Origin of the sequence: Neorhodopirellula pilleata (genome assembly GCF_007859915.1) — a bacterium.
In the GTDB taxonomy this organism is placed as follows: domain Bacteria; phylum Planctomycetota; class Planctomycetia; order Pirellulales; family Pirellulaceae; genus Rhodopirellula; species Rhodopirellula pilleata.
In genome coordinates, this window is the sequence record NZ_SJPM01000005.1 from 343,825 (window position 1) to 367,121 (window position 23,297).

The 23,297-nt window shown below is 55.6% G+C and carries 17 protein-coding genes and 1 pseudogene; 6 read left to right on the forward strand and 12 right to left on the reverse strand.

Annotated features, from left to right (window positions below; genetic code table 11):
- Positions 1–51: 51 nt before the first annotated feature.
- On the forward strand, positions 52–627 hold the full coding sequence (locus Pla100_RS14080; protein WP_146578338.1) for a hypothetical protein: 576 nt from the start codon (positions 52–54) through the stop codon (positions 625–627).
- A gap of 146 nt (positions 628–773) precedes the next feature.
- The gene (locus tag Pla100_RS14085) at positions 774–2,282 is read left to right on the forward strand and encodes a hypothetical protein (protein WP_146578339.1); all 1,509 of its coding nucleotides are present in this window, start codon (positions 774–776) and stop codon (positions 2,280–2,282) included.
- 443 nt (positions 2,283–2,725) lie between these two features.
- On the opposite strand, the gene Pla100_RS14090 is transcribed toward Pla100_RS14085, so the two are convergent.
- Together Pla100_RS14090 and tatC are read right to left on the reverse strand one after the other, a co-directional pair.
- A complete protein-coding gene (locus Pla100_RS14090) occupies positions 2,726–4,267 on the reverse strand; it encodes a DUF58 domain-containing protein (protein WP_146578340.1) in 1,542 nt (513 codons plus the stop codon).
- Positions 4,268–4,514: 247 nt separating this feature from the next.
- Positions 4,515–5,654: a twin-arginine translocase subunit TatC gene (tatC, locus tag Pla100_RS14095; RefSeq protein WP_146578341.1), complete on the reverse strand. Its 1,140-nt coding sequence runs from the start codon at positions 5,652–5,654 to the stop codon at positions 4,515–4,517.
- 126 nt (positions 5,655–5,780) lie between these two features.
- Here tatC and Pla100_RS14100 point away from each other — a divergent pair, with 126 nt between their 5' ends.
- Together Pla100_RS14100 and Pla100_RS14105 are read left to right on the forward strand one after the other, a co-directional pair.
- A complete protein-coding gene (locus Pla100_RS14100; RefSeq protein ID WP_146578342.1) occupies positions 5,781–6,353 on the forward strand; it encodes a type 1 glutamine amidotransferase domain-containing protein in 573 nt (190 codons plus the stop codon).
- 145 nt (positions 6,354–6,498) lie between these two features.
- A complete protein-coding gene (locus Pla100_RS14105) occupies positions 6,499–7,353 on the forward strand; it encodes a hypothetical protein (protein ID WP_231603049.1) in 855 nt (284 codons plus the stop codon).
- Between the two features lie 41 nt (positions 7,354–7,394).
- Here Pla100_RS14105 and Pla100_RS14110 read toward each other — a convergent pair whose 3' ends face one another.
- The 5 genes and pseudogenes from Pla100_RS14110 to Pla100_RS14130 form a co-directional block, all read right to left on the reverse strand.
- Positions 7,395–8,423, reverse strand: coding sequence for a formylmethanofuran dehydrogenase (locus tag Pla100_RS14110; RefSeq protein WP_146578344.1), 1,029 nt, complete (start codon positions 8,421–8,423; stop codon positions 7,395–7,397).
- The gene (gene hemE / locus Pla100_RS14115; protein ID WP_146578345.1) at positions 8,420–10,399 is read right to left on the reverse strand and encodes a uroporphyrinogen decarboxylase; all 1,980 of its coding nucleotides are present in this window, start codon (positions 10,397–10,399) and stop codon (positions 8,420–8,422) included. The genes Pla100_RS14110 and hemE overlap by 4 nt, the downstream gene beginning before the upstream one ends.
- 584 nt (positions 10,400–10,983) lie before the next feature.
- Positions 10,984–11,355 carry a response regulator gene (locus Pla100_RS32185; protein WP_261344801.1) on the reverse strand — a complete coding sequence of 124 codons (372 nt, stop codon included), beginning with the start codon at positions 11,353–11,355 and terminating at the stop codon, positions 10,984–10,986.
- 36 nt (positions 11,356–11,391) lie between these two features.
- Positions 11,392–11,790: pseudogene (locus Pla100_RS32190) on the reverse strand (CheR family methyltransferase); the annotation flags it as partial.
- Positions 11,791–12,021: 231 nt separating this feature from the next.
- On the reverse strand, positions 12,022–12,753 hold the full coding sequence (locus Pla100_RS14130) for a 3-keto-disaccharide hydrolase (RefSeq protein WP_146578347.1): 732 nt from the start codon (positions 12,751–12,753) through the stop codon (positions 12,022–12,024).
- A gap of 107 nt (positions 12,754–12,860) precedes the next feature.
- Here Pla100_RS14130 and Pla100_RS14135 point away from each other — a divergent pair, with 107 nt between their 5' ends.
- On the forward strand, positions 12,861–13,724 hold the full coding sequence (locus Pla100_RS14135; protein WP_146578348.1) for a homocysteine S-methyltransferase family protein: 864 nt from the start codon (positions 12,861–12,863) through the stop codon (positions 13,722–13,724).
- 331 nt (positions 13,725–14,055) lie between these two features.
- On the opposite strand, the gene Pla100_RS14140 is transcribed toward Pla100_RS14135, so the two are convergent.
- The 3 genes from Pla100_RS14140 to Pla100_RS14150 are packed head-to-tail and all read right to left on the reverse strand — an operon-like array spanning position 14,056 to position 19,000.
- A complete protein-coding gene (locus Pla100_RS14140) occupies positions 14,056–16,110 on the reverse strand; it encodes an IRE (iron responsive element) (protein ID WP_231603051.1) in 2,055 nt (684 codons plus the stop codon).
- Positions 16,107–17,996, reverse strand: a complete 1,890-nt coding sequence (locus Pla100_RS14145) for an ABC transporter permease (RefSeq protein ID WP_146578349.1) — start codon at positions 17,994–17,996, stop codon at positions 16,107–16,109. The genes Pla100_RS14140 and Pla100_RS14145 overlap by 4 nt, the downstream gene beginning before the upstream one ends.
- Complete coding sequence (locus Pla100_RS14150) at positions 17,993–19,000, reverse strand: ABC transporter ATP-binding protein (protein ID WP_146578350.1); 1,008 nt, start codon at positions 18,998–19,000, stop codon at positions 17,993–17,995. Before Pla100_RS14150 ends, Pla100_RS14145 begins: the two co-directional genes overlap by 4 nt.
- Before the next feature lie 210 nt (positions 19,001–19,210).
- On the opposite strand from Pla100_RS14150, the gene Pla100_RS14155 reads away from it, so the two are divergent.
- Entirely contained in the window at positions 19,211–20,638 is a 1,428-nt protein-coding gene (locus Pla100_RS14155; RefSeq protein WP_146578351.1) for a bifunctional folylpolyglutamate synthase/dihydrofolate synthase, read from the forward strand.
- A gap of 305 nt (positions 20,639–20,943) precedes the next feature.
- Here the strand turns inward: Pla100_RS14155 and Pla100_RS14160 are convergent, their stop codons facing one another.
- Both Pla100_RS14160 and Pla100_RS14165 read right to left on the reverse strand, forming a co-directional pair.
- Positions 20,944–22,371: a sulfatase-like hydrolase/transferase gene (locus tag Pla100_RS14160; RefSeq protein WP_146578502.1), complete on the reverse strand. Its 1,428-nt coding sequence runs from the start codon at positions 22,369–22,371 to the stop codon at positions 20,944–20,946.
- A gap of 74 nt (positions 22,372–22,445) precedes the next feature.
- Positions 22,446–23,183 carry a sulfatase-like hydrolase/transferase gene (locus Pla100_RS14165; protein ID WP_146578503.1) on the reverse strand — a complete coding sequence of 246 codons (738 nt, stop codon included), beginning with the start codon at positions 23,181–23,183 and terminating at the stop codon, positions 22,446–22,448.
- Between the last annotated feature and the right edge of the window lie 114 nt (positions 23,184–23,297).

Genomic DNA, 23,297 nt, shown 5'->3' on the forward strand with positions numbered 1-23,297 from the left:
AGGAAATTTCCCCCAGTCTACGAGACTTCCACCTTCCGCGAGGTTTTTGCCATGAAGTTCCAAGCTACCGCTATCGTTGCCTTTGCTTTTTTGTTGTCCGTGGCGGTTTCGCCAAGTCGCGTGTGGTCCGATCAAGCCGTCGCCGAATCCACCGCTGAAATCGACGTTTTCGGCGAAGGCAAGCTCGTCGTTCCCGCTCAATTCAAGAAATCAGAAGCTCAAAGCCGAATCATCGAACACGAATTCTCCGCGACCGCTGGCGAAGGCGACGACGCTCCGATGGCCCGCGTGACGATGATGCGAGCCGGTGGCGGTGTCGAAGCCAATATCGATCGTTGGAAAGGCCAATTCGGTGGCAGCGACAAGAAAATCGGAGAAACCGAGGTTGTCGAGAGTGGCAAATTGAAAGTTCATACCGTCAAGGTCACCGGTGAGTACACCGAAACCATGGGCGGCGGACCGTTTTCGGGTGGCAAGAAAGTGAAACGTCCGGACTACGCGATGTTGGGTTCGATCCTGGTCGATTCCAACGGTCGGCAATACTTCGTCAAGATGATCGGCCCCGCCGCCGTGATCGAGGCTCATGAAGCCGCGTTTAAGAAAATGGTTCATTCGGCCGGCAAGTAGATCGGTTTTGAGCGTCTATCCGAAAAGGGGTCTGACCCTTTCGGAGGCGAGTCGATTCCCATTGCGTTGATGGCCTCGCCGGAGAGGGTCAGACCCCTCTTCGGATAGGCGGCCAGAGTCCGGCCGGGCCATTTAGGATATCTCACGTGAACACTCAATCGTTCTTGGAACATCACGGCATCATTCGCAATCCCTTTGCCGAGGAAGACGCGCAGACTGATCCGGTGTTCAAGCAACACTGCATTCGCAACGCCTACCATCCCGCTTGGGACAAGGTTTATGGTGACCCGACCGAACCGGCGACGGCGATCATTTTTGGTCCCAAAGGATCCGGCAAAACGGCGATGCGATTGCAAGTCGATCAGCATCTGATTCAGTTCAATGAACAGAACCCTGAAGATCGTGTTTACATCATTCGTTACGACGACTTCAATCCGTTTCTGGATCATTTTTGCGAACGATTGGGCAAACGAGCGGCGCGGAAGCCTGAAAAGGCACTCGATGCGTGGCGATTATGGGATCACATGGACGCGATCCTGTGTCTCGGTGTGACCGAACTGGTCGATCAGGTTCTTGCCGATCCGGCGGCGGGCCGCAAGACGCGCGTCGACGGCAACCAAATCGATCCGTCTCGGATCGACAAGCTTGACCGCAATGACGCCCGAGATTTGCTGTTGCTCGCGGCCTGTTATGATCAATCCACCACATCGACGTTCACCGGACGATTCGAACAACTGCGTAAGCGGCTGCACTTTCAGAACTGGACCGCGTCGATTGACTTTTGGTTTGCGTCCATTTGGACGGTCTTGGTCGTCGTCGTGATCGGATGGATGTTTTACAACTCCGCCGACGAAGAAGGCGTGCGGACGTGGAATCTACTGTGGTTGATTCCGATCTTGGCATTTCTTGGAAAGCTGCCTTATTTGATTCGATGGACGAAGTGCCAACTCGCGGCGATGGGCATCCACCGTCACATGCGAGTCGGTAAGCGAGAAACCGGAGCGGTACGAAAAGTCTTGTTGCAGTTTCCCGCCAAGGAACTCGAAAGCCAACCCGTCCCACGATACGACCGAACCGATGATCGATATGAATTGTTGCGAAAGTTCCAAGGGCTACTCGCGCAACTCGGCTTCGGCGGAATGATCGTCTTGATGGACCGTGTCGATGAACCACACATGACCGGTGGTAAACCGGAGTTAATGCGGCGGTTCGTGTGGCCGATGCTCGATAACAAACTACTCAAGCATCCCGGCCTCGGATTCAAGATGATGCTACCCGAGGAACTTCATCGCGATACCGAACGGGAGACTCGAGAATTTCACGAACGAGCACGATTGGACAAGCAAAACGTGATCCCCTCGTTCCAGTGGACCGGCGAATCGCTCTACGACGTCACGCGGTCACGAATGATGGCATGCGCCGCTGAAGGCCGAACGCCGCAACCGAAGGATCTATTCGAAGACGACGTCTCGTACGACAAGATGCTGGCCGCGTTCGAATCGCTCCGCGTGCCACGACACTTGTTCCGGTTCCTGTACCGAGTCGTCTCGGAACATTGCAACCAGTTCACCGACACCGACCCACAATATCAAATCAGTCGGTCGACGTTCGAAACCAGCCTCGCCGTGTACACGCGAGAAATGGATCGTTCGTGAGGACGGATTTCATCTTAATAGTCGACGGGTGTTAGCTTCGTGTGAGCATTCACTGCCACTTATTTACGATTTAATCGTAACCCGCTGCGTCAGCGAGGGATAATTGATATTGACTCATCCCTCGCTTACGCTTCGGGTTACGAAAAACCAATGCCACAGGCAAAGGTGCAACTTCAAAACTCACGCTTGGGGCCTCGATGAGGCCTGAATCAACAGCCCGCTAGCAAACGGCCGGACCTTCGGCCCTGCATGGATCGCTCGCACATTCAACCCAGCCCCTGCGGGCTGGGCTAGGTAAACTGCCGGGCCTTTGGCCCTGAAAGACTGCCCCGACATTCGTTAGAGGTAGGAGCCTAGCCGGCATGCGGAACAAAAACAAATCCTGGAAAGCTCGTGTCAATAGCAACGTTTTGACAGCCCACATTAGCCCAAGGCGACCATGCTCAAAGCAAATGTTTCGCCTTCACTTCCAAATACTGATTGACCAACGGGGCCGTCAGTTCGTCAGGGAACGCATCGACGCACAGCACGCCGCGATGGCGAAGACCGGCGAGAACCTCTTCTCGCCAAACCAAAATGTCGGCGGCGGCCGCGGCTCGGTAGAGCGTGAAGTCGTCGATCACGTTGGTCGGCGAACCACCGATGGTGTTTCCGCTCGCCGTCGGTGACTCCGCCATCGACGCCAGCATCGGAGCGTCCGCAGCGTCGAACATTTCGCGATCACGCAACAAGACGGCCAGCGGCAAATGCGTTCCACTCAAATTGGAAAGGTAGTCGACTACGACCTCCGCATTGACCTCATCGATCACGTTGGTAATCAACGTCACCAACGACCGACGTTTGCACGCGTGACTCAAATGCAAGAACGCTAAGTCGTATCGCGATTCGACCATGCGAGGAAACTGATCGAAACCGGCCTGCAACAAACGATTCATTTGGCTAGCGCCGCCGCGGGGCGGGATGTAAGCGTGAATGTGATCGCTAAAACAAATCATGCCCACCGCGTCGCCTTGCTTGAGCGCCACGTAAGCCATCATCAACGAGGCGTTCAACGCGTGATCTAAAAGCGAATATCCGTCGCGCTGGTTGGTCATCATCCGTCCACAATCGAGCATGAAGATCAACCGCTGGCTTTGATCGCTTTGAAATTGCCGCACCGTTAGTTTGTTTCGTCTTGCCGTGCTGCGCCAATCGATGTGCCGGTAATTATCGTCACGGGTGTAGTCACGCAGCCTCTCGAAATCACTGTCTTGGCCGACACGTCGGGTTCGCCGAACGCCGATCAAGCTGAGTCGATCGGTACGCGCGAGCAGAGCGTAGTCGGATAGCTGTTTCATGTCCGGGTAAACGTTCAAGCGATTAGGAACGTCGATCGTGATCTGACGTTGCCACAACCGCAGCGGGCTGGTGACTTTCAGATAAGCGTGTTCGAGATCAAACGCACCGCGTCGATGGGGCGTTAAATGACTGACGGCGCGGGTTTCCATTCCGGCAGCGAGATCGAGTGGATGGGTTTCGGGGGCAGAGGTGAAGTGCTCTGGCAGGTCGTCGCGAAACTCGCCGATCAATCGCATACTCGTCTGATTGCGAACGGTCAGGTTGCTCTCGATCGGAACCCGCAAGGAACCAGTCCGAGGCACCTCTCGGATGACTTCGATCCCCGTGTGTTTCGATCCGCCGGTGCCGATCCAGAGCAACAGAAAGTCGATCGAGGTCGCGATGAAAATCAACCCATCGACCAGCGCCAATAGGACCAGCCAAGCAGGTGAAAAAATAGTGAGTACGGAAAGGACTAACGAAACACCGAGCAGCCAGATCCATGAGACAGTCGGAAATGTTCGCGTGCGAAACGCCGCGATGATCAACGGCAGGCTCAAAACCAGCAAGACCAACCACGGGCCGCTTGCCCAAAGCCCCGATTCGTCGGTGCCCGCTAATGGTGAGTTGGATTGAGCGAGCCCGGACGATGCTAGCGTCGAAATCATGGCAGGATGGTCGTAAGCGGATCAGACAATTGAATTCGTCGATGATATCCGATCACAGGCGTCACGGCTTCGGGTATTGGTTAACTCCCGCATCGCTCGTCGGGCGACGCTGGTTCTCCGGCTTGGGAAATCGATGAACCGCAGGCTCCCCTGCCAGCTCGTCTGGCAGGAAGCCGAGGTTGGCAAGCTAGGCACATGTTCACCCACGAGATGAGCTCGTGGGGGTCAAAAAAGATGTGGCCTATCATCACGCCGGGTCATAAGCCCCTTGGCCTAAACCACGGCCTCGGGGCATGTACATGCACATGCAAATCCCAAGGAAATACAGGATCAACAATGGAATCGCCAAAGCGATCATGCTGGTCACGTCCGCGGGCGTGACGACCATCGAAATGATGAAGATCACCAACACCGCGACCCGCCAACTGCTGATGTAATTTTCGGTTTCGATCAAACCGATCCGTTGCAAGAACAACATCACCAGTGGCAACTGAAACGCGACGCCGAATCCGAGTGGCAACATCAAGACAAAGTTCACGTAGTAGGACAACCGCGGCTCGACCGCCACGTCCATGCTCGCGTTGAAAGCCAGCAAGAAATTTAGCACGTAATGCAGTACCAAGAAAAACGCCAACACCACACCCGATACAAACAACAAGACACTAAAAGGTAAATAGATGTAAACGTATCGTCGCTCGTGCGCGTGCAATCCGGCCGCCACGAAACTCCACAAATGATAGAAGATCATCGGTGATGCCAAGACCGCGCCGACGATCAATCCGGCCTTCACCCAAATCATGAACGTCTCTTCGACCTTCAACGAACTCACGCCACGCTCGCTCCGACGAAATTGAATCGTTGGTATCATCGACGAAGGATCGGGGACTTCACCAAGGGCAGCGACCAATTCAGAGGTCAATACCCGATGCGGCGGAGGGACAACTTTAGGGGACACGATATCGTTCGCCCCCGCAACAACACCGCCGTCTACGCCGCTGTCTACACCGCCGGCTAATTCCGTTTCGGCTTGTAGGTCCGCCAGCGAGACATTGGAGGCCGGCAGCGCGTACACCAATTCCGCGACTAGCGAATTTTGTAGCATGAACTCGTAGAGCGACTCGAGTTTCTCTTCGTCGGGAAATTTTTCTTTATCCGACAGTCCCATCATGGCCATGTCACGCTGGGCGTTGTACTCGACGATGGCCTCCCTGAGCGGAGTTTGGATGTAGCGGACGACGTGATTGGCGACCATCAACCCGAATCCTAAACCAACGATCAGCCACAAGATCGCTTTAACGAGCGCCCCCCGAAGTTCTTCGAGGTGCTCGCCGAAAGTCATCGTCGAGTTATCAAACAGGTCATCTTTGGGGCGAGCCAGGGCGTCCACGGCGGTCTTTGGGAGGTCAGGGGAAGGGGGCGGTCCAAAGTCTTGCAACGATCGACTACATTCTCCAAACCAAGGATCGGTCTGGATGTTCTCAGATAGTTTAACTGTTCCCACAAAAGTCGCACGATGACCACTCTTTCAAATCTTCCAAATTCCGCACATGTTTCGCCCGTCACACTCTCGAACAAACGCATTTTGGCCTTCGTCGGTGACATTTATGAGGATTTGGAGCTGTGGTATCCGAAACTACGGCTCATCGAAGCGGGGGCTGAAGTGGTGGTCGCGGGCCCCGCTGCGGGCCAAACGTACAGCGGAAAGCTGGGATACCCCTGTATCAGCGATACCGCCATCGCGGACATGCGGGAATCCGATTTCGACGCATTGTTGGTTCCCGGCGGTTTCATGCCGGACAAATTGCGTCGTGATCCCGACGTGTTGCGTTTGGTGCGTGAATTTGATGCTTCGCAAAAGCCGATCGCGGCGATCTGCCACGGCGGCTGGATACCGATTTCAGCGGGCGTTTACCGAGGCGTCCGGGTGACCGGGTCGCCGGGCATCAAGGACGATTTGGTCAATGCCGGTGCGATTTTCGAGGACGCCGCGGTGGTCGTCGATCGACATCACGTCTCGAGCCGTCGTCCGGACGATTTGCCTGATTTTTGCCGTCAATTCTTGGCGTTAATCGCCGCTGGACGTTGACACTCCGGGCCGGAAGTTCGTATACGGAAAACGGCGGCGGCTTTCTTAGATCCGGAATCTCGAAACACGACTCATTGCGATGACATTTTCGAAATTCACGAGATCGGCCAAACCGCTCGCACGTTGGTCCCTAGCGTGGCTGGCGATGTCTCTTTTTCCGGCCTGCTCGGTTTGGCAGGCTGCGGTTTGGGAACAGCCGGTGCCCGACGGACCCTCCAAGGTTCAGCATACGTCGACCACCTTATCGCATCGCTCTCGAGACGCGATCTCGCTATCGGTTGAGTTTCGCCACGTCTCGGCCGAAACACTCGATCAACGCACTTGGAACCAAATCGACGAGACGGCCTTTCCATCAGAGGTTCGCAAAGCGTGGTTGGACAACGGGTTGCGAATCGGTCTGTTAACGATCGCCGGTCAGGAACTACTTCAAAAACAAATCGCTGGATCGCATCAAGGAAAACAGGGCGGCAACTCCGACGTCGCCGAGGATCCGATCAACGCGCTGTTGGCCGTTGCGGAAGTGCTCGGCAAGCAAGCCGACGGACGTGAGATCGTTCCGTTGCGGCCGGCTCATCGGCACGAGCTGCCGATGTCGCCTCCGATCGAGGGTGAACAAACGGTGTTGTTGAAGCGATCGACGGGGCTGATCGGCCAACGATTCCAATCGCCACAATTGGTTTTGGCGTTGACGGCACGACTTGGGCCACGCGAGGGGCAGGCGACGCTCGATATCCGGCCGGAAATTCACCACGGCGCGGTCCGCCAACAATTCGTCAGCAGCGAAACGGCCGTCCGCATGCACGCCGGACGTGAACACTGGGAACTCCCTGAAATGAATTTATCATGGACCACCCAAGCGGGAGCGACGCTGTTGATTGCTCCGGCGATCGATGATGTCGTGGGCGAACCCACGTTCGGTCTGGGACGGCAGATGTTACGTGATGACCAACATATGGAGGACGACCAACACCTCATCGCACTGATTCAGCTTAAACCGTAGATTGGCTTGCCTCGTGCGTTCGCCGCCACTGATCGAACGCATTACTGATCGATCTTGCAATGCTTAAGGCGATCGAGTTCCGACGCGAGCATTGCTGAGGGTGTCGTGAGACCTTGGTCGCGTTTTCTAACCAGCGGCAGGGAAACCGATCCGTCACCACGAATCATCATCGAGGCATGGTCGATTCCGGCCTGTGAGGCCGGCGAAAACACTTTGGCTAGTGACGCACCGGGATCGACGCCCCCGATTTGCCAATCGGCAGGATTCGATTGACGATTCAATGGTGAGCCGAGACGTATGTCAAAATGTTGCTCTGAATCACTCTGAAATGATTCTGATCCGGGAATCGTGTTATTGGTCCACAAACAAACGCTGCGCAGTGTCGCGGCGGGGTCCAACGTCACGCAGACGGTTCTTGTGTTCTCATTGCGTTTTCGAACCCAGCGTGAAATCATTGACGACGTGATGGCTTCTTCGCCTTCAACGAACGCGTCGGGTCCGACCAAAACGGCCGTGTAATTCGAATCGCGAAGAGGTTGGGGCGAAGCGGACGCCAATTCGACGAACTGGCGGGCGAGCTCTTCGGCGTCGACGCGAAACCAGCGTTTGATCGAGGCCGGTTCGAAACGTTCTAGACTGAGTTTTTGGCCGATCCTCGGGTAGGTCGATTCGACATCGCCGAAAAAACCGATCGAATCGCAATGAGCGCGAACCTCGGCAAGCGTTGCCGAAACAATTCCGTCGCGGCTGACCGTTGCGAGCATCGCGGCAACGCAGCGGTCGGTTTCAATCGTCAGTGTGATTTTCCCTTGGGAGTGCCACGCGGCCAAATGACGCGCCAGCACCAAATCGGTTCCCGTCGTGATGATTCGCAACGGCCGCCGACTCCAGTTCCCACGAACCGAGTCCGGTTTACCACGATTTTCACCGGAGTGGAATTGATTGGCGATTTCGCAATGCTCCGCTCGCAGTCGCCCGTCTTGATTCAACTCGACGTCGTCGCACATCAGGGGACACAACGGACAGACGATCGCTCGGTCGAGCAGGTTCGGCTCAATCACCGTCGTCATGAATCCATCTCATCCGCCGCGTCGTTTTGTCCATCTCGTACTGAAAGTTCCTGAACGGCTCGAACCAATTCGATGGCGTGCTCGACCGGTGTCGTTTGCATAACGCCGTGGCCCAAGTTGAAAATGTGCCCCGGTCGGCCACCGGCTTGATCGAGGACCTCTTTTGCGGCCGCTCGGATCGTGGCTTTATCGGCCAACAGCACGGTCGGGTCCAAGTTTCCTTGGACCGAGATATCGTGGCCGACTCGTTTCCAAGCTGAGGCCAAATCGATCCTCCAATCGACGCCGACGACGGTGCGTCGATCACCGCGAAGCAGCGGTAACAGTTCGGGGTTTCCGGTTGCGAAGTTGATCAAGGGCACGCCAGGCGATACGCCGCCGATGATGCGTTGCATCCAAGGCAAAACGAAGCGGGTGTAGTCGGCCGCCGAAAGACAACCCGCCCAACTGTCGAACAATTGAACGCACTGCGCGCCCGCTTTAATTTGTTCGTTAAGGTAAACGACAATCGCATCGGTTAGACGATCCATCAAATCGGCCCATCCGCCGTCGTCGGCTCGCATGAGTTCCTTCGTCGCGGCGTACTGCTTGCTGCCGCCGCCTTCGATTGCGTAACTGGCCAAGGTAAACGGAGCCCCGGCAAACCCGATCAAAGGGATCGTATCGGGCAAGTCCTTGCGGGTTTGTGTGACGGTTTCGTAGACGAACCCGAGATCTTGAGGGTTGTCGAGCCCTTTGACGCGACGGACATCCGATGCGGTACGGACGGGGTTGTGGATCACCGGGCCATCGCCTTTGACGAACTCCAGATCGAATCCCATCGGGACCAACAACGGCAACAGGTCCGAAAAGATGATCGCGGCATCGACGCCCAAGCGATCGACTGCCGTGCACATCACTTCGCTGCATAAGCCTGGGTTGGCGCACAGTTCCAAGAACGTTTGTTGGGACCGCACGTCCCGATACTCTTGCATATAACGTCCGGCCTGTCGCATCAACCAAATCGGTGTACGTGAAGTCGGTTCACCGCGACACGCTTGCATGAATAAGCTGGATTGGGACGGATGATCGTCGACAGCGGGCATGGGGGTGTTCTCGGTCATCGATTCGCGGATGTGAAAAGTATGTCGGGTTGAAGATTGTGCCCGGCGGGCGGCGACCAGTGCGGCGGAATCACGAGCCGCCTCGCTGACCAAGTGTCCCATCTTGGGATGGGAAGGTTCCATGTCGACATGCAGGTCGCTCTCGCGAAGCATGTCACTGGTCGTCGGACCGATCGAGGCAATGACGGTGCGCCGCAATCCGGTACGCAGCGCATCGGTCAAACTCAACGAATCGGCCATGCGAAACAAATTAACGACTTGATGGGCGCTGGTGAACAACAGCATGTCCAATCGCCCGGCGGCCAGCTCCTTGACGTTGGCTTCCAACGGTTCGGTATCTTCGGGATACTCCCATCCATAAACCTTGACCGTTTCGGGGATCGCCCCGCGGGCTTCTAAACCGGCGATGAGCGAGTGGTTCGAGACACCATATTCTTGAATGCCGATGACTTGGTTGGCGACCGGGATGCCTTCGTCGATCGTTTTAAGTAGGTCTCGCCATGTATTCGGTTCGGGGACGCGGTGGGTCGGTTTCAGTCCAACTTCTCGCATCGCGGCGACCGGTTTGGGACCACGGCAAATGGTGATCACGTCGCTCAACGCATCCAGAAAACGGCGTTGATCGACGTGCTTCTCGGTCGTCTTAAGTAGATATCGGAACCCGACCCCCGTCATCAAAACGACGATCGGAATTTCTCCAGTGATGATGCGATAGGCGAAGTCAATCGCCGGGCGATTCGGTTCGATCGGAACTTCCCGCATGGATGGGCTCACGCAGGGTTCACCACCGAATTTTGCGATCATCCGGGCCATGTCGGCGGCCCGACGGCTCTCCAGCGAAGCGATGCGGAGTCCGTTGAAGTTTTGCGACATATGACGACAAGAAATGGAGTTGGAAGAATACCGAGGCTCACCATTGTCGTGGGTAACGATGAACTTCCAAGGGGTGGCCTTCTGCAAGGGGAGAGGCAAAGAAAAAAGGGTAAACGGGGAATCACATTGACTCCTCGTTTACCCTCGGGTCGGGCTGCGACGAATTTGTCCGACGTAGGTCGTCGAACCTATCGCAATGATGGATTAAGAATCAAAGTTGCAAGCGGCGCGCCATCGCTCGTGTCGGGATACGCTCAAAATGGACGTCTCCGAGCGGTAAGCATCCCGTGAACATCAAAAGTGGCATAGGCTTCCAGCCTTTTTATACCCCACATCTTTTTTGACCCCCACGAGCTCGTCTCGTGGGTGAATAAGGTTCGCAAGCTAGACAACGACGCCCTCCCAACCTTCCGATTTTCACTTGTGCTCGCCGCTTCAAGCGGCGAGCACAAGTGAAAATCGGAAGGTTGGGGGAATTGCGGCTCGTGTCTAGCTTGCCAACCTCGGCTTCCTGCCAGACGAGCTGGCAGGGGAGCAATACATAAAGACTTGTGGGGTATAGAAAGGCTGCAAGCCTATGCCACTTATTGATCCCGCGATACTAACAGACGCTGCAGCATTCGCAACATATCCGATCCGTTGAGAGGTTTAGTCAGATAGTCTTTGCAACCGGTTTCCAAACAGCGTCGCCGGTCGCCCTGCATCGCGTTGGCCGTCAGTGCGATGATCGGGCGATCAAACCCCGATTGTCGCAAGACACGACTGGCCTCATAGCCATCCATGATCGGCATTTGCATGTCCATCAAGATTGCATCGACCGGTTCACCCGATTGGGTCCGATGCTTGACAACATCCACCGCCTCTTGGCCATTGTCGGCGGTGACGGTCGTCGCGCCGGACTTCTCTAACAAATGCGTTGCCAAGAAACGAACGTCCCGACGATCATCAGCGACCAAGATGCGGTGTTTCTTGAGTTCGGTGCGAAAAAGCTCGGCGTCATCGATCGTCTCGGCGCTGCCCAGGACAAGAAGCCCATCCGGCCGAAGGGCGTAATGAAACAGTTCGACGATTTGTTTTTGAACATCACGTTGCAAGTAAATCATCACATTACGACACGACACCAGATCAAGCCGCGAGAATGGCGGATCGCCCATCAGATTGTGCGGCGTGAAAACGACCAATTCTCGGACCTCTTTGCGATTCCGATAGCCGCCGTCTTCCTTGGTGAAGAATCGTTTCAACCTGGGCGGCGAAACACCGGTGGCGATGTCGCCGGGATAGAATCCGTCTCGAGTTCGGCCGAGCGACTGCTCGTGCGGATCGCTGGCGAACACTTGCACCTTCGGCGGCGACTCAATGCCAGAGATCGCTTCGAGAAACAGGATTGCTAATGAGTACGCTTCTTAGCCGGTCGCGCAACCAACGCTCCACACGCGGACCTCATCGGCCGCACGCTTATTAGCGAGCAGTCCAGGGATGACTTGTCGTTCGAACGTAGCCGAATGGCGTAAGACCATCACGCACCCGACCCGGCGAAAGGCCAGGTCGGGTAGGTCGGGCCAAGGAACTTCAATGGTCCACTCACGATCCGTAACTAAGTTCGATACGCGATCGTTGGCGGGTTACTCAAGCGATTTGATGCGGATGTTCTTGTACTCGGCCCACATTGGTTTGCCCGCATGAAGTTGCAACGCAAGCACGCCATCGAGCAACGCCTTGTCTTCCGAATCGGTGAAATCAAGGATCAACCGATCGTTGAGATAGTGTTGGACGTTGCGACCCTTGCACACGATGATGACATTATTCCAGTCGTCTAAATGAAACAACTCTTTGAATTCTTCCGGCGTGATCAACGTTTCGAGGACTTCTTTCTTGTCGCCTTTTTGAACCGCCTTTTCGCCGACCATGCAAATGCGTCCGCGACCTAACCCTTCGCCGTAGATGAAACCGCTGATGTTTGGAAAGCCGACTTCGTTGCGGATTTCATGTTGGTATCCTTGAACGACCCAATCATTGCGAGCGGATTTGTTGGTGATGTGCTGGGAGCGGTACTGGATGCCGGAGTTGTTGCTCGCGTTACAGCGGAACGACAGACGCAGTTCGAAGTCTTTCGTAGTCCCGTCTTGCCAAATCAAAAACGTGTTCCCTTTGGCGGCGTTTTCGGCGGTTGTTTCGCCGTGAATGACACCGTCACGGACCGACCATAAACGCGGATCACCGTCCCATCCGTTCAGGTTCTCGCCGTTGAAAAGTGTTTGGAATCCGGCTTCGGAGTCCGGACCAGCCGACGCAGGGGATTCCGCCCACGCGGCCGTAACAGCCAAAACCAAAGCGAACAGCGTCAGAAAATTCATCGATCTCATATTGTCTACATCAAATACAGGGGAAGCGGAACACAGAACGAATCAATCTTAATCCGCCAACCTAGCTCAATGTAGCCCACTCACCCAACTTCAAGCTCATGAATGTCACTCTTCTAGACGGTCCGATCGGGACGGAACTCGACGCTCGGGGTGTACCCACACCGCTGCCGTTTTGGTCGGCCTCGGCGATCGATGATGCACCTGGGATCCTAGCGAACATCCACCAGGATTACGCTTCCGCTGGTGCGGTCGTCCACACCGCCAATACCTTTCGCACCCGTCGCCGCACTGTGGGACCCACGTGGCGAGAATGGACCAATCGCGCCGTCCAAATCGCTCGCCATTCGGTTGGTCCATCGCATCAGGTCGCCGGTAGCTTGGCTCCCTTGGAAGATTGCTATCGACCGGATCGGTCACCGGGAAAGGCGTCGTACGAAGAACACCTCGAAATGGCCGGCCAGCTCGCTCAGGCGGGTTGCGACATCATTCTCTGTGAAACGTTTCCCCACGGCGTCGAAGCGATCACGGCGGTCGAGGCGGCGATGACGACAGGCTGCCCCGTGTGGATAGCGCTCACGGCGGGGCCCGATGCAGATCTCCTGTCTCCGATCGAAATGCGAAGAATCGCTAAGCGTTGTGTTGCCGCAGGCGTTTCGGCGGTCTTGGTCAATTGCACACCCGCATCGGCCACTCTTCGATACGTCGATGCACTTACCGACGCATCACTGGGTGTACCCGTCGGGGCCTACGCCAACGCGGGACGCGCCGACGAAAAGATGGGCTGGTCGGCCGACAACCAATCCAAACCGTTCGAGGCCGCGGCAAACTATTTAAGTTACGCCCAAAAGTGGATCGACCGCGGCGCGACGATCGTCGGTGGATGTTGTGGAACGGGGCCACATCACATCACGGCCATCTCACAGTGGCTCGATTCAGAAGGGCTAACCAAGCACGTCGGGTGATGTCTGCGAACGGATGATCGTTGCGACCTATCGACGGTGCCTTGGTAGCAATCGGGCTGTTGATTTCATTAGCCGTACCGCGTTCGCGGGCTGATGTATTCATCGTAACCCGACGCGTAAGCGAGGGATGAGTCAATATCAATTATCCCTCACTTACGCAGCGGGTTACGAAAAAAGCGCAACTTCAAAACGCGTGAGCGAGGGATGAGTCCATATCAATGATCCCTCGCTCACGCTTCGGGTTACGATGCAGATTAAATCAACACGCCGTTAGCGTTGGGCGATGAAAAGATTGAACTTGACGTTGAATTCCAACGTCTCGGATTTGCTCCTAATTCTCGTTTGAGACCTCTTCGACGACTTCTTTAGCCTTCGCACTGTCAGGATCGGAAGCGTCGGCTTTCTCTTCGGCTGGTTTCTTGTCAGAAGGTTTCTGTTCTTCAGCCTTGATGTCTTTAGTTTTGTCGTCTTTCGACTTGGCTTCTTCGGCGCTATCTTCTTTAGCCTTTTCTTCTTTGGCTGCGTCCTCTTTGCCTGCGTCTTCTTTAGGCTTGGATTCTTCAGGCTTGTCTTCTTGAACAGCCTTCTCTTCTTCCATCTTCGACTCGTCCGACTTGCTCTCGTCCGACTTCATGTCGTCGGATTTAGACTTTTCCTCAGCGACCGTGCTTTCGGGAGCGACCGGGCTGTCCGGCTTTTCCGCCTTGGTTTCGTCCTTACTGGGTTCTTCTTTTTTGGGCTCTTGTTTCATCGCCTCGGCCTCGCGACGTTTTTCTTCTTCGGCCAATTCACGCTTGCGAGCTTCCAGCTTTTCTTGCTGAGTCTTGCGGACTTCCTCGTACATCTGGGGATCGACATCGCCGTATTGCCCCATCAGTTCGACAAATGTTTTCAGAGGGAAGTCTTCGGCGATTTCATCCGAATCGGTGGCGATCTTGTAACGGCGAATCGAATCGAACAGATCCTGCGCACTGTCGTCGATCACGAGGATCGGATAGTCATCAAAAATCTCGGCCCACACGGCAAACGATTCTTCGTACAGCTTGATGGCCTTATCCAATTCCGCGTCGGCGTTGGCCTTTTCCGCTTCGTAGGTCAATCGTCGTGCTCGAACGGTACGTTCTTCTTGCTCGGCCAACGCGAGCGTATCCCAATACTCGAAGTTAATCTGCTTGCGATAGCCGCTGGTCTTCAGAATCCGTTCATCAAGGTCTTTGATTTCATCGATCAGTTGCAAGACCTTCAATCGTTCACCAGCTTTCGCTTCGCTGGCGATCATGTCCATATTGGGAACCATCGCTTCGCTTTGATTCTTGACGATCGATTGTTGCAGTTTGGTGCGGTCTTCTTCGGGTGTCAGCAACGCATCCTGAAGGGTCGGATCGAGCGTTTCGATCATTTTGATTTCGGCACGTTCATAAGCTTCAGGTGCGGCGTCGCGAACTTCGGCAATCTTCTCGGCCCGTTGTCGGCCTAACTCGTCGAGTTGGCCCAACTTAATCGTGAAAGATGCCGTGGTGGGGATCGAGCGATTGCCCAAGCCTCGCCAGTCTTGTGAGGCCATCTGCCACGCGTTCTGAGCCCGATCGTCAAGTACGCCTTCGCTTTCGATTGCTTCGGCGTGTTTGATTCGCCACTTCGGTCCGGTCTCATAAAAGTTGATCGGTGTTTGTCGTCGGATCTTGATTCCCGTGTCGACCAAGTCGTATCCGGAATTGAGCCACAAACGACCCACCAACCAGTTGTCCGGCTTTCCGAGCGGTCCGCGAGCCTCGGGGCTGTCGACGGCAATCCCCTGCGTCAGCAATTGCTCGTGAAGGACATCGTCATCGGCGAATAGACGACGGAACTGACGTTTCTCGTCCGACATGCCTAGCTTTTGACCGTAGAACCAACCGGTGTACCAGATCAAACGTGGGGCTTTTCGATTTTGCTTGACGCCCTTGGTCAGGAACTCGGTGCCTTCACGCACCATCTCGTAGCGTTGACGGTAATCATCGAATTCGGTCGATACGTTGTATGCCAAATTGTGCGCTTGAAACTCCCAAACCTTATCGAAGTGCGGTTGCAACAGCGCGATGTTGTTGAGGGTCGCTTTGAGGCGATCCCATTCGTGCGTAACCCGATAGTCATGCGATTTTTTCCACAACAACGAAGCGGCGACACCCCGCATCCCGAGGGAAGCGAGTTTCATCGTTTCGCTGGCGGGGCTGATTTCGCCCAGATCGCTTTCAGCGATGTCATACGCATCGCGCATCTGAGCCAACCGACCGCCGCCGTCGCCGCCTCCGCCGGCCGGTTGACCGAGCAAGTAAAGCGGGATCAACATCACAACCAGGACAAGCAGATAGGTAAGTTTTCGACGAAGTTGAGTCGTGCGATTCATGCCGCGATCTCTCGAGCTTTCAAAATGAAGTAACTGACAATAAAGGCGAGCAGGACGTAACCAAACGTTGCCATCGCGTGACGTGCGAGGATCGCACCAAAAATATCAAACCCGGATGCGGCAAACTCGGCCGTACCAACCATCTTGGGAAGGTTCGGAAGCGCCGTCGCGATCGCGTCGAGCGTGTAAACGATTCCCGCATCGGTCGTTTGAATAACCTTGGCAGCTACGGTGTCGACGTCCAACTGGGTCGTCATGGCGTCCTGCTTGAGCAAACGCACCATCGACTCGATCGGTCCGCCACCGCGGGCGATGCCTTCATCAATATAGTGCCGCGTATCATAAACTTGTTCGGCCGAAAATCCGAGCAACACACAAACGAACGTCGCGATCATCGCAACCGGCCCGGTCAGGAAAGTACTGAACATGACACCGAACGCAATGATCATCGTCATTTGCAGCCAGATCGAAATGTAAGCCTTGGCCAGATTCCATCCGAACGCATTGTCGGCCGGTCGCAAGTAAACACTTGCGGGCGTCACACCGAGATACTGCGCACGATCAAGGCATCGCACGATCACGGTCATTCGCCCTTGATCATCGACTAGATCTTCAAATACGTTCAACATCCGGGTTTCGTTCCCGTCGGTGCCTTCGATTTCTAAAGGCAATGTTTTTTCATCGACTTCATATTCATCGACGATGAACGCGACCGGGTTGCTTTCGATCGGCTTGTCGGGATGCTTCATCGTGATCGAACCACGGATCCCGGTTTCGATGTCGCCTTTGTAAGAGCGATACGCACGCAGGGACAAATCGATCGGAATGCCGTCGGGATAGCGTGTCGGAGTGACGTTGGGGAACGTAAACTCCGCCGTTCCCAACGTTCCGCCTTCGACGTAGCCGTGTTCGACTTTTCGCGTGCCACGGGTCACACCGATCAGGCGGGCGATCCCGGCACTGCCGTAGCCACCGGCCAATCGTTCGTTGCCCACGTCGATGCCTTCCTCTTGGAGGTTCCCGCTGCGGTCACGAAAGACCAAGTCACCGTAGGACGGAACGCGAGCCCGCAGGGCCCCCTGCGGCGATCCGATTCGAAAACTGCCATCTTCGTCTCGGATCACCACGTGCCGGTGTCCACGAACAATGTTCGTTAAGCCTTCACCATTTTCGTCCAACGTGAACGTGTGCGAGTGAAATTGTGTGTAGTCCGTTTCACCTTCGAATCCGCCTCGGGGAATCTCACGGACATCCGCGACATTGTTGTGAGTATGATCCAAGCCGCGCACGACGAACACATAACTGAGCAATCCCATCGGTACCAAGATCATCGTGCCGACGCCGACAAAGCCGATCATCCGCCCCAAGACGATCTCGGTCGCGCGAACGGGCTTCGTCACGATGGTGTACATCGTGCGGTTCTTGATATCCTCGGGCAACGAGAACGCGCTGATGAACAACGCCAATGCGAGCACCAGATAGTTTGTCGCGGTCAACACAAAGCTGACGTAGAGCCTCGCCGGATCATCGCTTTGCGGGTTCAAATACCAACCCGCCAACAGCAGCACGACAACGAACAAGCCAACCACATACAGCACGCGCCGACGCAGTGCTTCTTTGAACGCCAGTTTCGCCAGGGCAAAAATCCTGCGGAGACGCGTGCCGGGTAGATCAAAACGAAATAAGTCACGAACCGCGCGAGCCACTGCAAAGAAGCCTTCGCCCGAACCGTAACGAGAGGACGAGACCACGTACCCGCCGACCAAACCCAATACGATGGCCAAGATGGCCAGAACGATTCCCTTCAGTGCTGCGGATTCGAGGAACGCTCCGGGGCGGAAGAACCATTCATAAAAGGACCAGAAATCATCCGGTTGCAAATTCATTCTTGGCCTCCGCCGTTGCCGCTATTGCTCGCGTCGAGTGACCCCGAACCGGTGGCTGACTGCGAAACGCGACGGGCACCCGGACGAGCCTCGCTTTCGCGAACAATGTTCAGGAAGAGGTCTTCCATCGTCGCGGTCGGGTTGTCGATCGATTGCAAATGACCACCATGTCGAGCGATCACTTCGGCGATCTCCGTCTTGGCTGCATCACTCAAACCGGTGGCATGGACTTCCGTCACGTCCTGAACCTTAAGCAGGTCCGAAACGCGGCCGAGTTCCTTCAGTTCGCCTTGATGCAAAATCGCGACCCGGTCGCAAACGTCTTGGACGTCGGCAAGCTGGTGACTGCACAGCAGAACCGTCTTGCCTTGGTCTCGCAGGCCGAGGATCAAGTCCTTCATTTCACGCGAACCGATCGGGTCCAAGCCCGTCGTCGGTTCATCCAATAGGATCAAATCGGGATCATTGATCAACGCTTGGGCCAGACCCACCCGGCGGGTCATCCCTTTGGAGTATTCTTTCAACTGGCGATGCTTGGCACCTTGCAGACCGACCAAGTCGATCAGTCGTTGAACCCGGTCACGGCGTTCGGAGCCCGACAAATCGAAGAGCCGCCCGTAAAAGTCGAGCGTTTCTTCGGCGGTTAAGAACTTGTAGAGGTAAGATTCCTCCGGAAGATAGCCGATCCGTTCGTTCTTGCGAGTTTCGGCGGCGTCTTGATCAAAAACCAAAACCCGGCCGCTGGTGGGGAACAGCAGACCGAGAATCAATTTGATCGTGGTCGACTTGCCGCTACCGTTAGGGCCGAGCAGGCCGAAGATCTCGCCTTTCTTGACTTCGACGTCGAGCGATTTCAGGGCGTGAACTTTCTTTCGACCCCAGAAATCGCGGTAAATTTTACTTAAGTTCCGGGTCTCGATGACCACCTGATCCGACGCAGTCGGGACCGTCGGGGCGGCATCTTGGGGCTTATCAACGACTGCGTTGCTGGTATCGGTATCCACGAAGCAATGATTCCGACGAGATGGGGAAGGAGTTCTGAAAAGACAGGAGTCCGATCGCTACGGGCGGACCCCACAGACGGTTCGCCATTTTATGCCACCACGTTCGGATTTCGATCGCAAATGCTACAATCAGGCATCTGATCGACCTGCTCCCCAGTTTTTCGTCTTTGGTTCGACCACCAGTTTTGTTTCCCGACGTGACCTAAGTTGATGCCGCAAACTCAATCGGCCGCCTACCTCGAGGCGACCCAATGGCTCTACGACCGGATCGACTACGAGCGGCTCGGAAAATTAGGAGCCAACTACCGATTCACCCTCGACCGGATGTGCGAACTGGTTCGACGTTTGGGACACGGCAACCGCCTCGCATGGGGCGGTCGACCGGCGGGCGAAACGCCGTTTGTCGGGGCCACAAACACGCAAGCCCAAGCCCGCCCCCGAGTGGTCCATATCGCGGGAACGAAGGGCAAGGGTTCCGTCGCGACCATGACCGCCGCGATGTTATCGGCCGGCGGTTTTCGCACCGGCCTGTACACGTCACCGCACCTGGTTCGGCTTGAAGAACGATTTCGAGTCGACGGCGAGCCCGCATCGGAAGACCAAATGGTCGACCTGATCAATGCGGTCAAACCGATCGTCGACGCCATGGCGGACGAACCGATCGGCGGCCCGTCGTTTTTTGAACTCACGACTGCCTTGGCGATCGAACACTTTCATCGCGGCGACTGCGAGTTCTGGGTTCTCGAAACCGGTCTGGGCGGACGGCTCGATAGCACCAATGTTTTCCAAAGCGACGTGACGGTGATTACGAGCATCGGGCTGGACCACCAACACGTCTTGGGCGACACGATCGACAAGATCGCCAAAGAGAAAGCGGGCATTTTTAAGGCCAACGTGCCGGCCATCAGCGGCGTCACCAGACCGCTCGCCCGCGACGTCATCCGGCAACATGCCGAACAAATGAACGTGCCTTTGCTGGAAATCGATCGTGACTTTCAAGCCGATGAGGTCCCCACCGAGGAAACCGACTGGGGCGGAGCGTTCTCGCTTTCGAACGCTCTTTCCGGAAAGACACATGGGCCGGTAAGACTGGGGCTCGAAGGACAGCATCAAATCCGTAACGCCGCCTTGGCGATGACGGCGATCGACCGACTCGGGGTTCCGCTGAGCAACGCAATGCTATCTCGTCTGGCGACACTGCAGATCGACGCACGCCTGGAACGATTCCAACTCACCTGCGGCACGACGGTGATTCTCGACGCTGCCCACAATCCTGATTCGATCGCCGTTTTGGTGGAAACGGTGACCCGGCGGTTTCCCGATCGGCCGGTCGTGGGCGTGTTCGGCACGAGCGCGGACAAAGACGCCGGTGCGATGCTGAGACAACTTCAAAGCTGTTTCGATGAAATCATCCTGACCCGCTACCACCGCAATCCGCGATTCGTACCGACCAAGGAACTCTCACGCTTGGCCGCTCAAGCAGGCGGCCTCCCGTATCGCGTCGACGACGACCCACTGCACGCTTGTGAAACCGCGATCGAGAAACTTACATCCGCAGGCGATCGACGCGGAGTCGTTGTGGTTTGCGGTTCGTTTTTCCTAGCCGCTGAACTTCGACCCTGGCTGACCGCACGGTAGCAAGACAGAAAGGCAGCGCCTGACATCGCGGAAGCGGAAAGCGTTGCATTGGGTAAGTAGCGGCGCCTTGCAGTCGCCGTTTCAGGAATTGGCACCTTTTCCTTTGCCGCTCGCTGGACGCCAGAGTCGACGCCCAAACGAACCTCTTTGAAGGAATTCAACAGGCGATATCAAAGAGATGAGATTTGAGCTAAGAACGTGTTTTAAAAAGGGGTCTGACCCTTTGGAGGCGAGTCGATTTCATTGGGTTTTTGGCCTCGCCGGAGAGGGTCAGACCCCTTTTTAAAACACGTTCTAAGCGGGTGTCACTCCGTCATCGAATTGCGTGGTCCGATGAGCGGCCAATCGGGATGGATCGGGCGGACCGAGCTGTTGCGGTCTCCTTTAGGAACAGGAGGCATCTGTTTAATCAGCCTCCGCAAGTGTGCATGGATCGTGATGGCCATTTCATCTGAAATCGAACCGGACAGATCGTGCTGCTCGTCTAAATCATTGGCGATGTCATAGAACGATCCGTTGGCGTAGAGTTTGAACTGTTCGGTTCGCACGAACGCCCCCGCCTCCGGGCTCGACCCCCAATAGGGCTGGTAATGGCACAATGCGTAAGTCCGAGGCGTGGCGGGACGACCGAGTACTTGCGGCAAGAAGCTTTGGCCGTCTCGGGGATCGCTCTGGTCCAGCGAGATGCCGGCAGCTTCGGCCAGCGTCGGGTAGAAATCCGTGAAATCGACCAAGTCTTCGCACTCGACTCCTGCGCCGGACATGCCCTTCCAATAAGCAATCAAGGGAACATGCGTGCCGTTGTCCTTCATGCCGCCTTTGCCGCCTGGGATGGTTCGGCCGTTCCAGTTCGAGGTGATCTTTCGGTTGGTGCCATTGTCGGCGGTGAAAAGAACCAAGGTATTGTCCAGTTCGCCAAGCTCGTCCAGGCGGTCAACAATCTGCCCGATGATCTTGTCCATGTACCGGACCATCGCAACGAAGTTCTGCTTTTGTTGCGCCGGACCAGTTCCCACCTTCTGCTTGTCGCTGGTTCCATCTTTGGTCTTGGTCGAATCATGTATGTTGTCGGGCGTCGGCAAAAACGGATCGTGGACGAGCACCATCGGGTAGTAAACAAAGAACGGCTCATGACGATTGCGTTGAATAAAATCACAGACGAAGTCTCGGAACAAATCGGGACCGTATTTCCCCTGATTCATTTCTTTGGTAAGGAGCTTGCCGTTGATCTGAACAGTAGGATTCCAGAACCGTTCACCTTGCGATCGTTCCTGCGTTAATTGCCACAAGCAATATTCATCGAATCCGGCATGATGCGGCCGATCGTGATCATCGTGGTCGGGGAAAGTCTTTTTATTAGACAGCCCGTTGAGCTGCCATTTACCGGCGATCGCGGTTCGATACCCGGCCTGCTTCATCAGTTGACCGAACGTTTTTTCCTCGGGATTGAGGTATCCGAAATGGGTATAGTTTCGAAAGTTGTATTTGCCCGTCATGATCATGACCCGAGATGGGGTACACAGCGGCGTTGAATAGCAATGCTTGAAGCGAACACCACGCTCGGCAAGTCGGTCAAGATTGGGAGTTTGGTAGTCCTCGGCACCGTAGCAACCGAACGCTTCCCAGCTCACATCATCGGCCATGAAGAGCACCACATTTGGCTTACCCTTTGAGTCAACGCTCGGCTGGTCCGCCCAAGCCATTCCCAGTGGGCTCGCGATGCAAGCGATCATGACACCGATCAATCGCGCCCAACCATTCCGTTCATTTCTCATCTCGGAGCTTCTCACTTCGATTGGTTGATTTGTCACTTGGTTGGTTTCCTGCTTTTCCAAAGTTCGATGTCGTCGACATCATTGCTGGAACGCGGGCCTGGCGTGCTACGACCGTCCGATACATCTGACGTTAGGCTTCGAAGCAAACGCTGTGCGATTTCAGGCCGCGACTCATACAAATTGTTCGTTTCGCTTGGATCGTCGTCCAGATTGTACAACTGCGCTACCGGGCTGCCTTCGGGCACTTGTTTCTCGCCTGGTGACGACCAACCACCAGACCCTTTCGCAAGGCAAAGTTTCCAAGGGCCTGACCGATAAGCAAAGTGTCCACTGATCGAGTGATGAATCACGCCGTCGCGACCGGTGTCGATCGGATCACCGCGAAGTGCAGGAAGGAAGCTGACGCTGTCTTCAGCCGAACGTTCCGGTAAGGGCTGGCCGATGAGATCGGCGCATGTCGCAAATAGGTCGGTCAAGCAGATCGTCTGCCGGCTCGTTGTTCCCGATGCGACGACGCCCGGCCAACGCACGATGAACGGGACCCGGTGACCGCCATCCCAGATATCCGCTTTGGAACCACGCAAGTGGGCGCTCGGATAATGCCCCTGGTCTTGCAACTTGGGAATTCCCGCTGCCTTGGAACAACCATTGTCACTACTGAAGATGACGAGAGTGTTGTCGGCAAGCTGATGTCGCTGCAGGGCGTCCAAGATCGCCCCCAAACCGGCATCGGTTTGCATCACAAAGTCGGCGTAGTCCTTTTCTAGCATGGTCAAGAGCCTTTCTGAAGATTGTTTTGTTAGTGTCTTTGCGCACCGCTTTCAGGCTGTTTTTGATTCGTTTCAAAAACTTGCGGGGTGCTTTCGTCTTTCAAGTCGCGAGGG

Excerpts from the sequence above, each read along its gene's own strand:
- Pla100_RS14080 (WP_146578338.1), top strand. The coding sequence starts at position 52 with ATGAAGTTCCAAGCTACCGCTATCGTTGCCTTTGCTTTTTTGTTGTCC.
- Pla100_RS14090 (WP_146578340.1), bottom strand. The coding sequence starts at position 4,267 with ATGATTTCGACGCTAGCATCGTCCGGGCTCGCTCAATCCAACTCACCA.
- Pla100_RS14100 (WP_146578342.1), top strand. The coding sequence starts at position 5,781 with ATGACCACTCTTTCAAATCTTCCAAATTCCGCACATGTTTCGCCCGTC.
- Pla100_RS14105 (WP_231603049.1), top strand. The coding sequence starts at position 6,499 with ATGTCTCTTTTTCCGGCCTGCTCGGTTTGGCAGGCTGCGGTTTGGGAA.
- Pla100_RS14110 (WP_146578344.1), bottom strand. The coding sequence starts at position 8,423 with ATGACGACGGTGATTGAGCCGAACCTGCTCGACCGAGCGATCGTCTGT.
- hemE (WP_146578345.1), bottom strand. The coding sequence starts at position 10,399 with ATGTCGCAAAACTTCAACGGACTCCGCATCGCTTCGCTGGAGAGCCGT.
- Pla100_RS14130 (WP_146578347.1), bottom strand. The coding sequence starts at position 12,753 with ATGAATTTTCTGACGCTGTTCGCTTTGGTTTTGGCTGTTACGGCCGCG.
- Pla100_RS14135 (WP_146578348.1), top strand. The coding sequence starts at position 12,861 with ATGAATGTCACTCTTCTAGACGGTCCGATCGGGACGGAACTCGACGCT.
- Pla100_RS14140 (WP_231603051.1), bottom strand. The coding sequence starts at position 16,110 with ATGAATCGCACGACTCAACTTCGTCGAAAACTTACCTATCTGCTTGTC.
- Pla100_RS14145 (WP_146578349.1), bottom strand. The coding sequence starts at position 17,996 with ATGAATTTGCAACCGGATGATTTCTGGTCCTTTTATGAATGGTTCTTC.
- Pla100_RS14155 (WP_146578351.1), top strand. The coding sequence starts at position 19,211 with ATGCCGCAAACTCAATCGGCCGCCTACCTCGAGGCGACCCAATGGCTC.
- Pla100_RS14160 (WP_146578502.1), bottom strand. The coding sequence starts at position 22,371 with ATGATCGCTTGCATCGCGAGCCCACTGGGAATGGCTTGGGCGGACCAG.
- Pla100_RS14165 (WP_146578503.1), bottom strand. The coding sequence starts at position 23,183 with ATGCTAGAAAAGGACTACGCCGACTTTGTGATGCAAACCGATGCCGGT.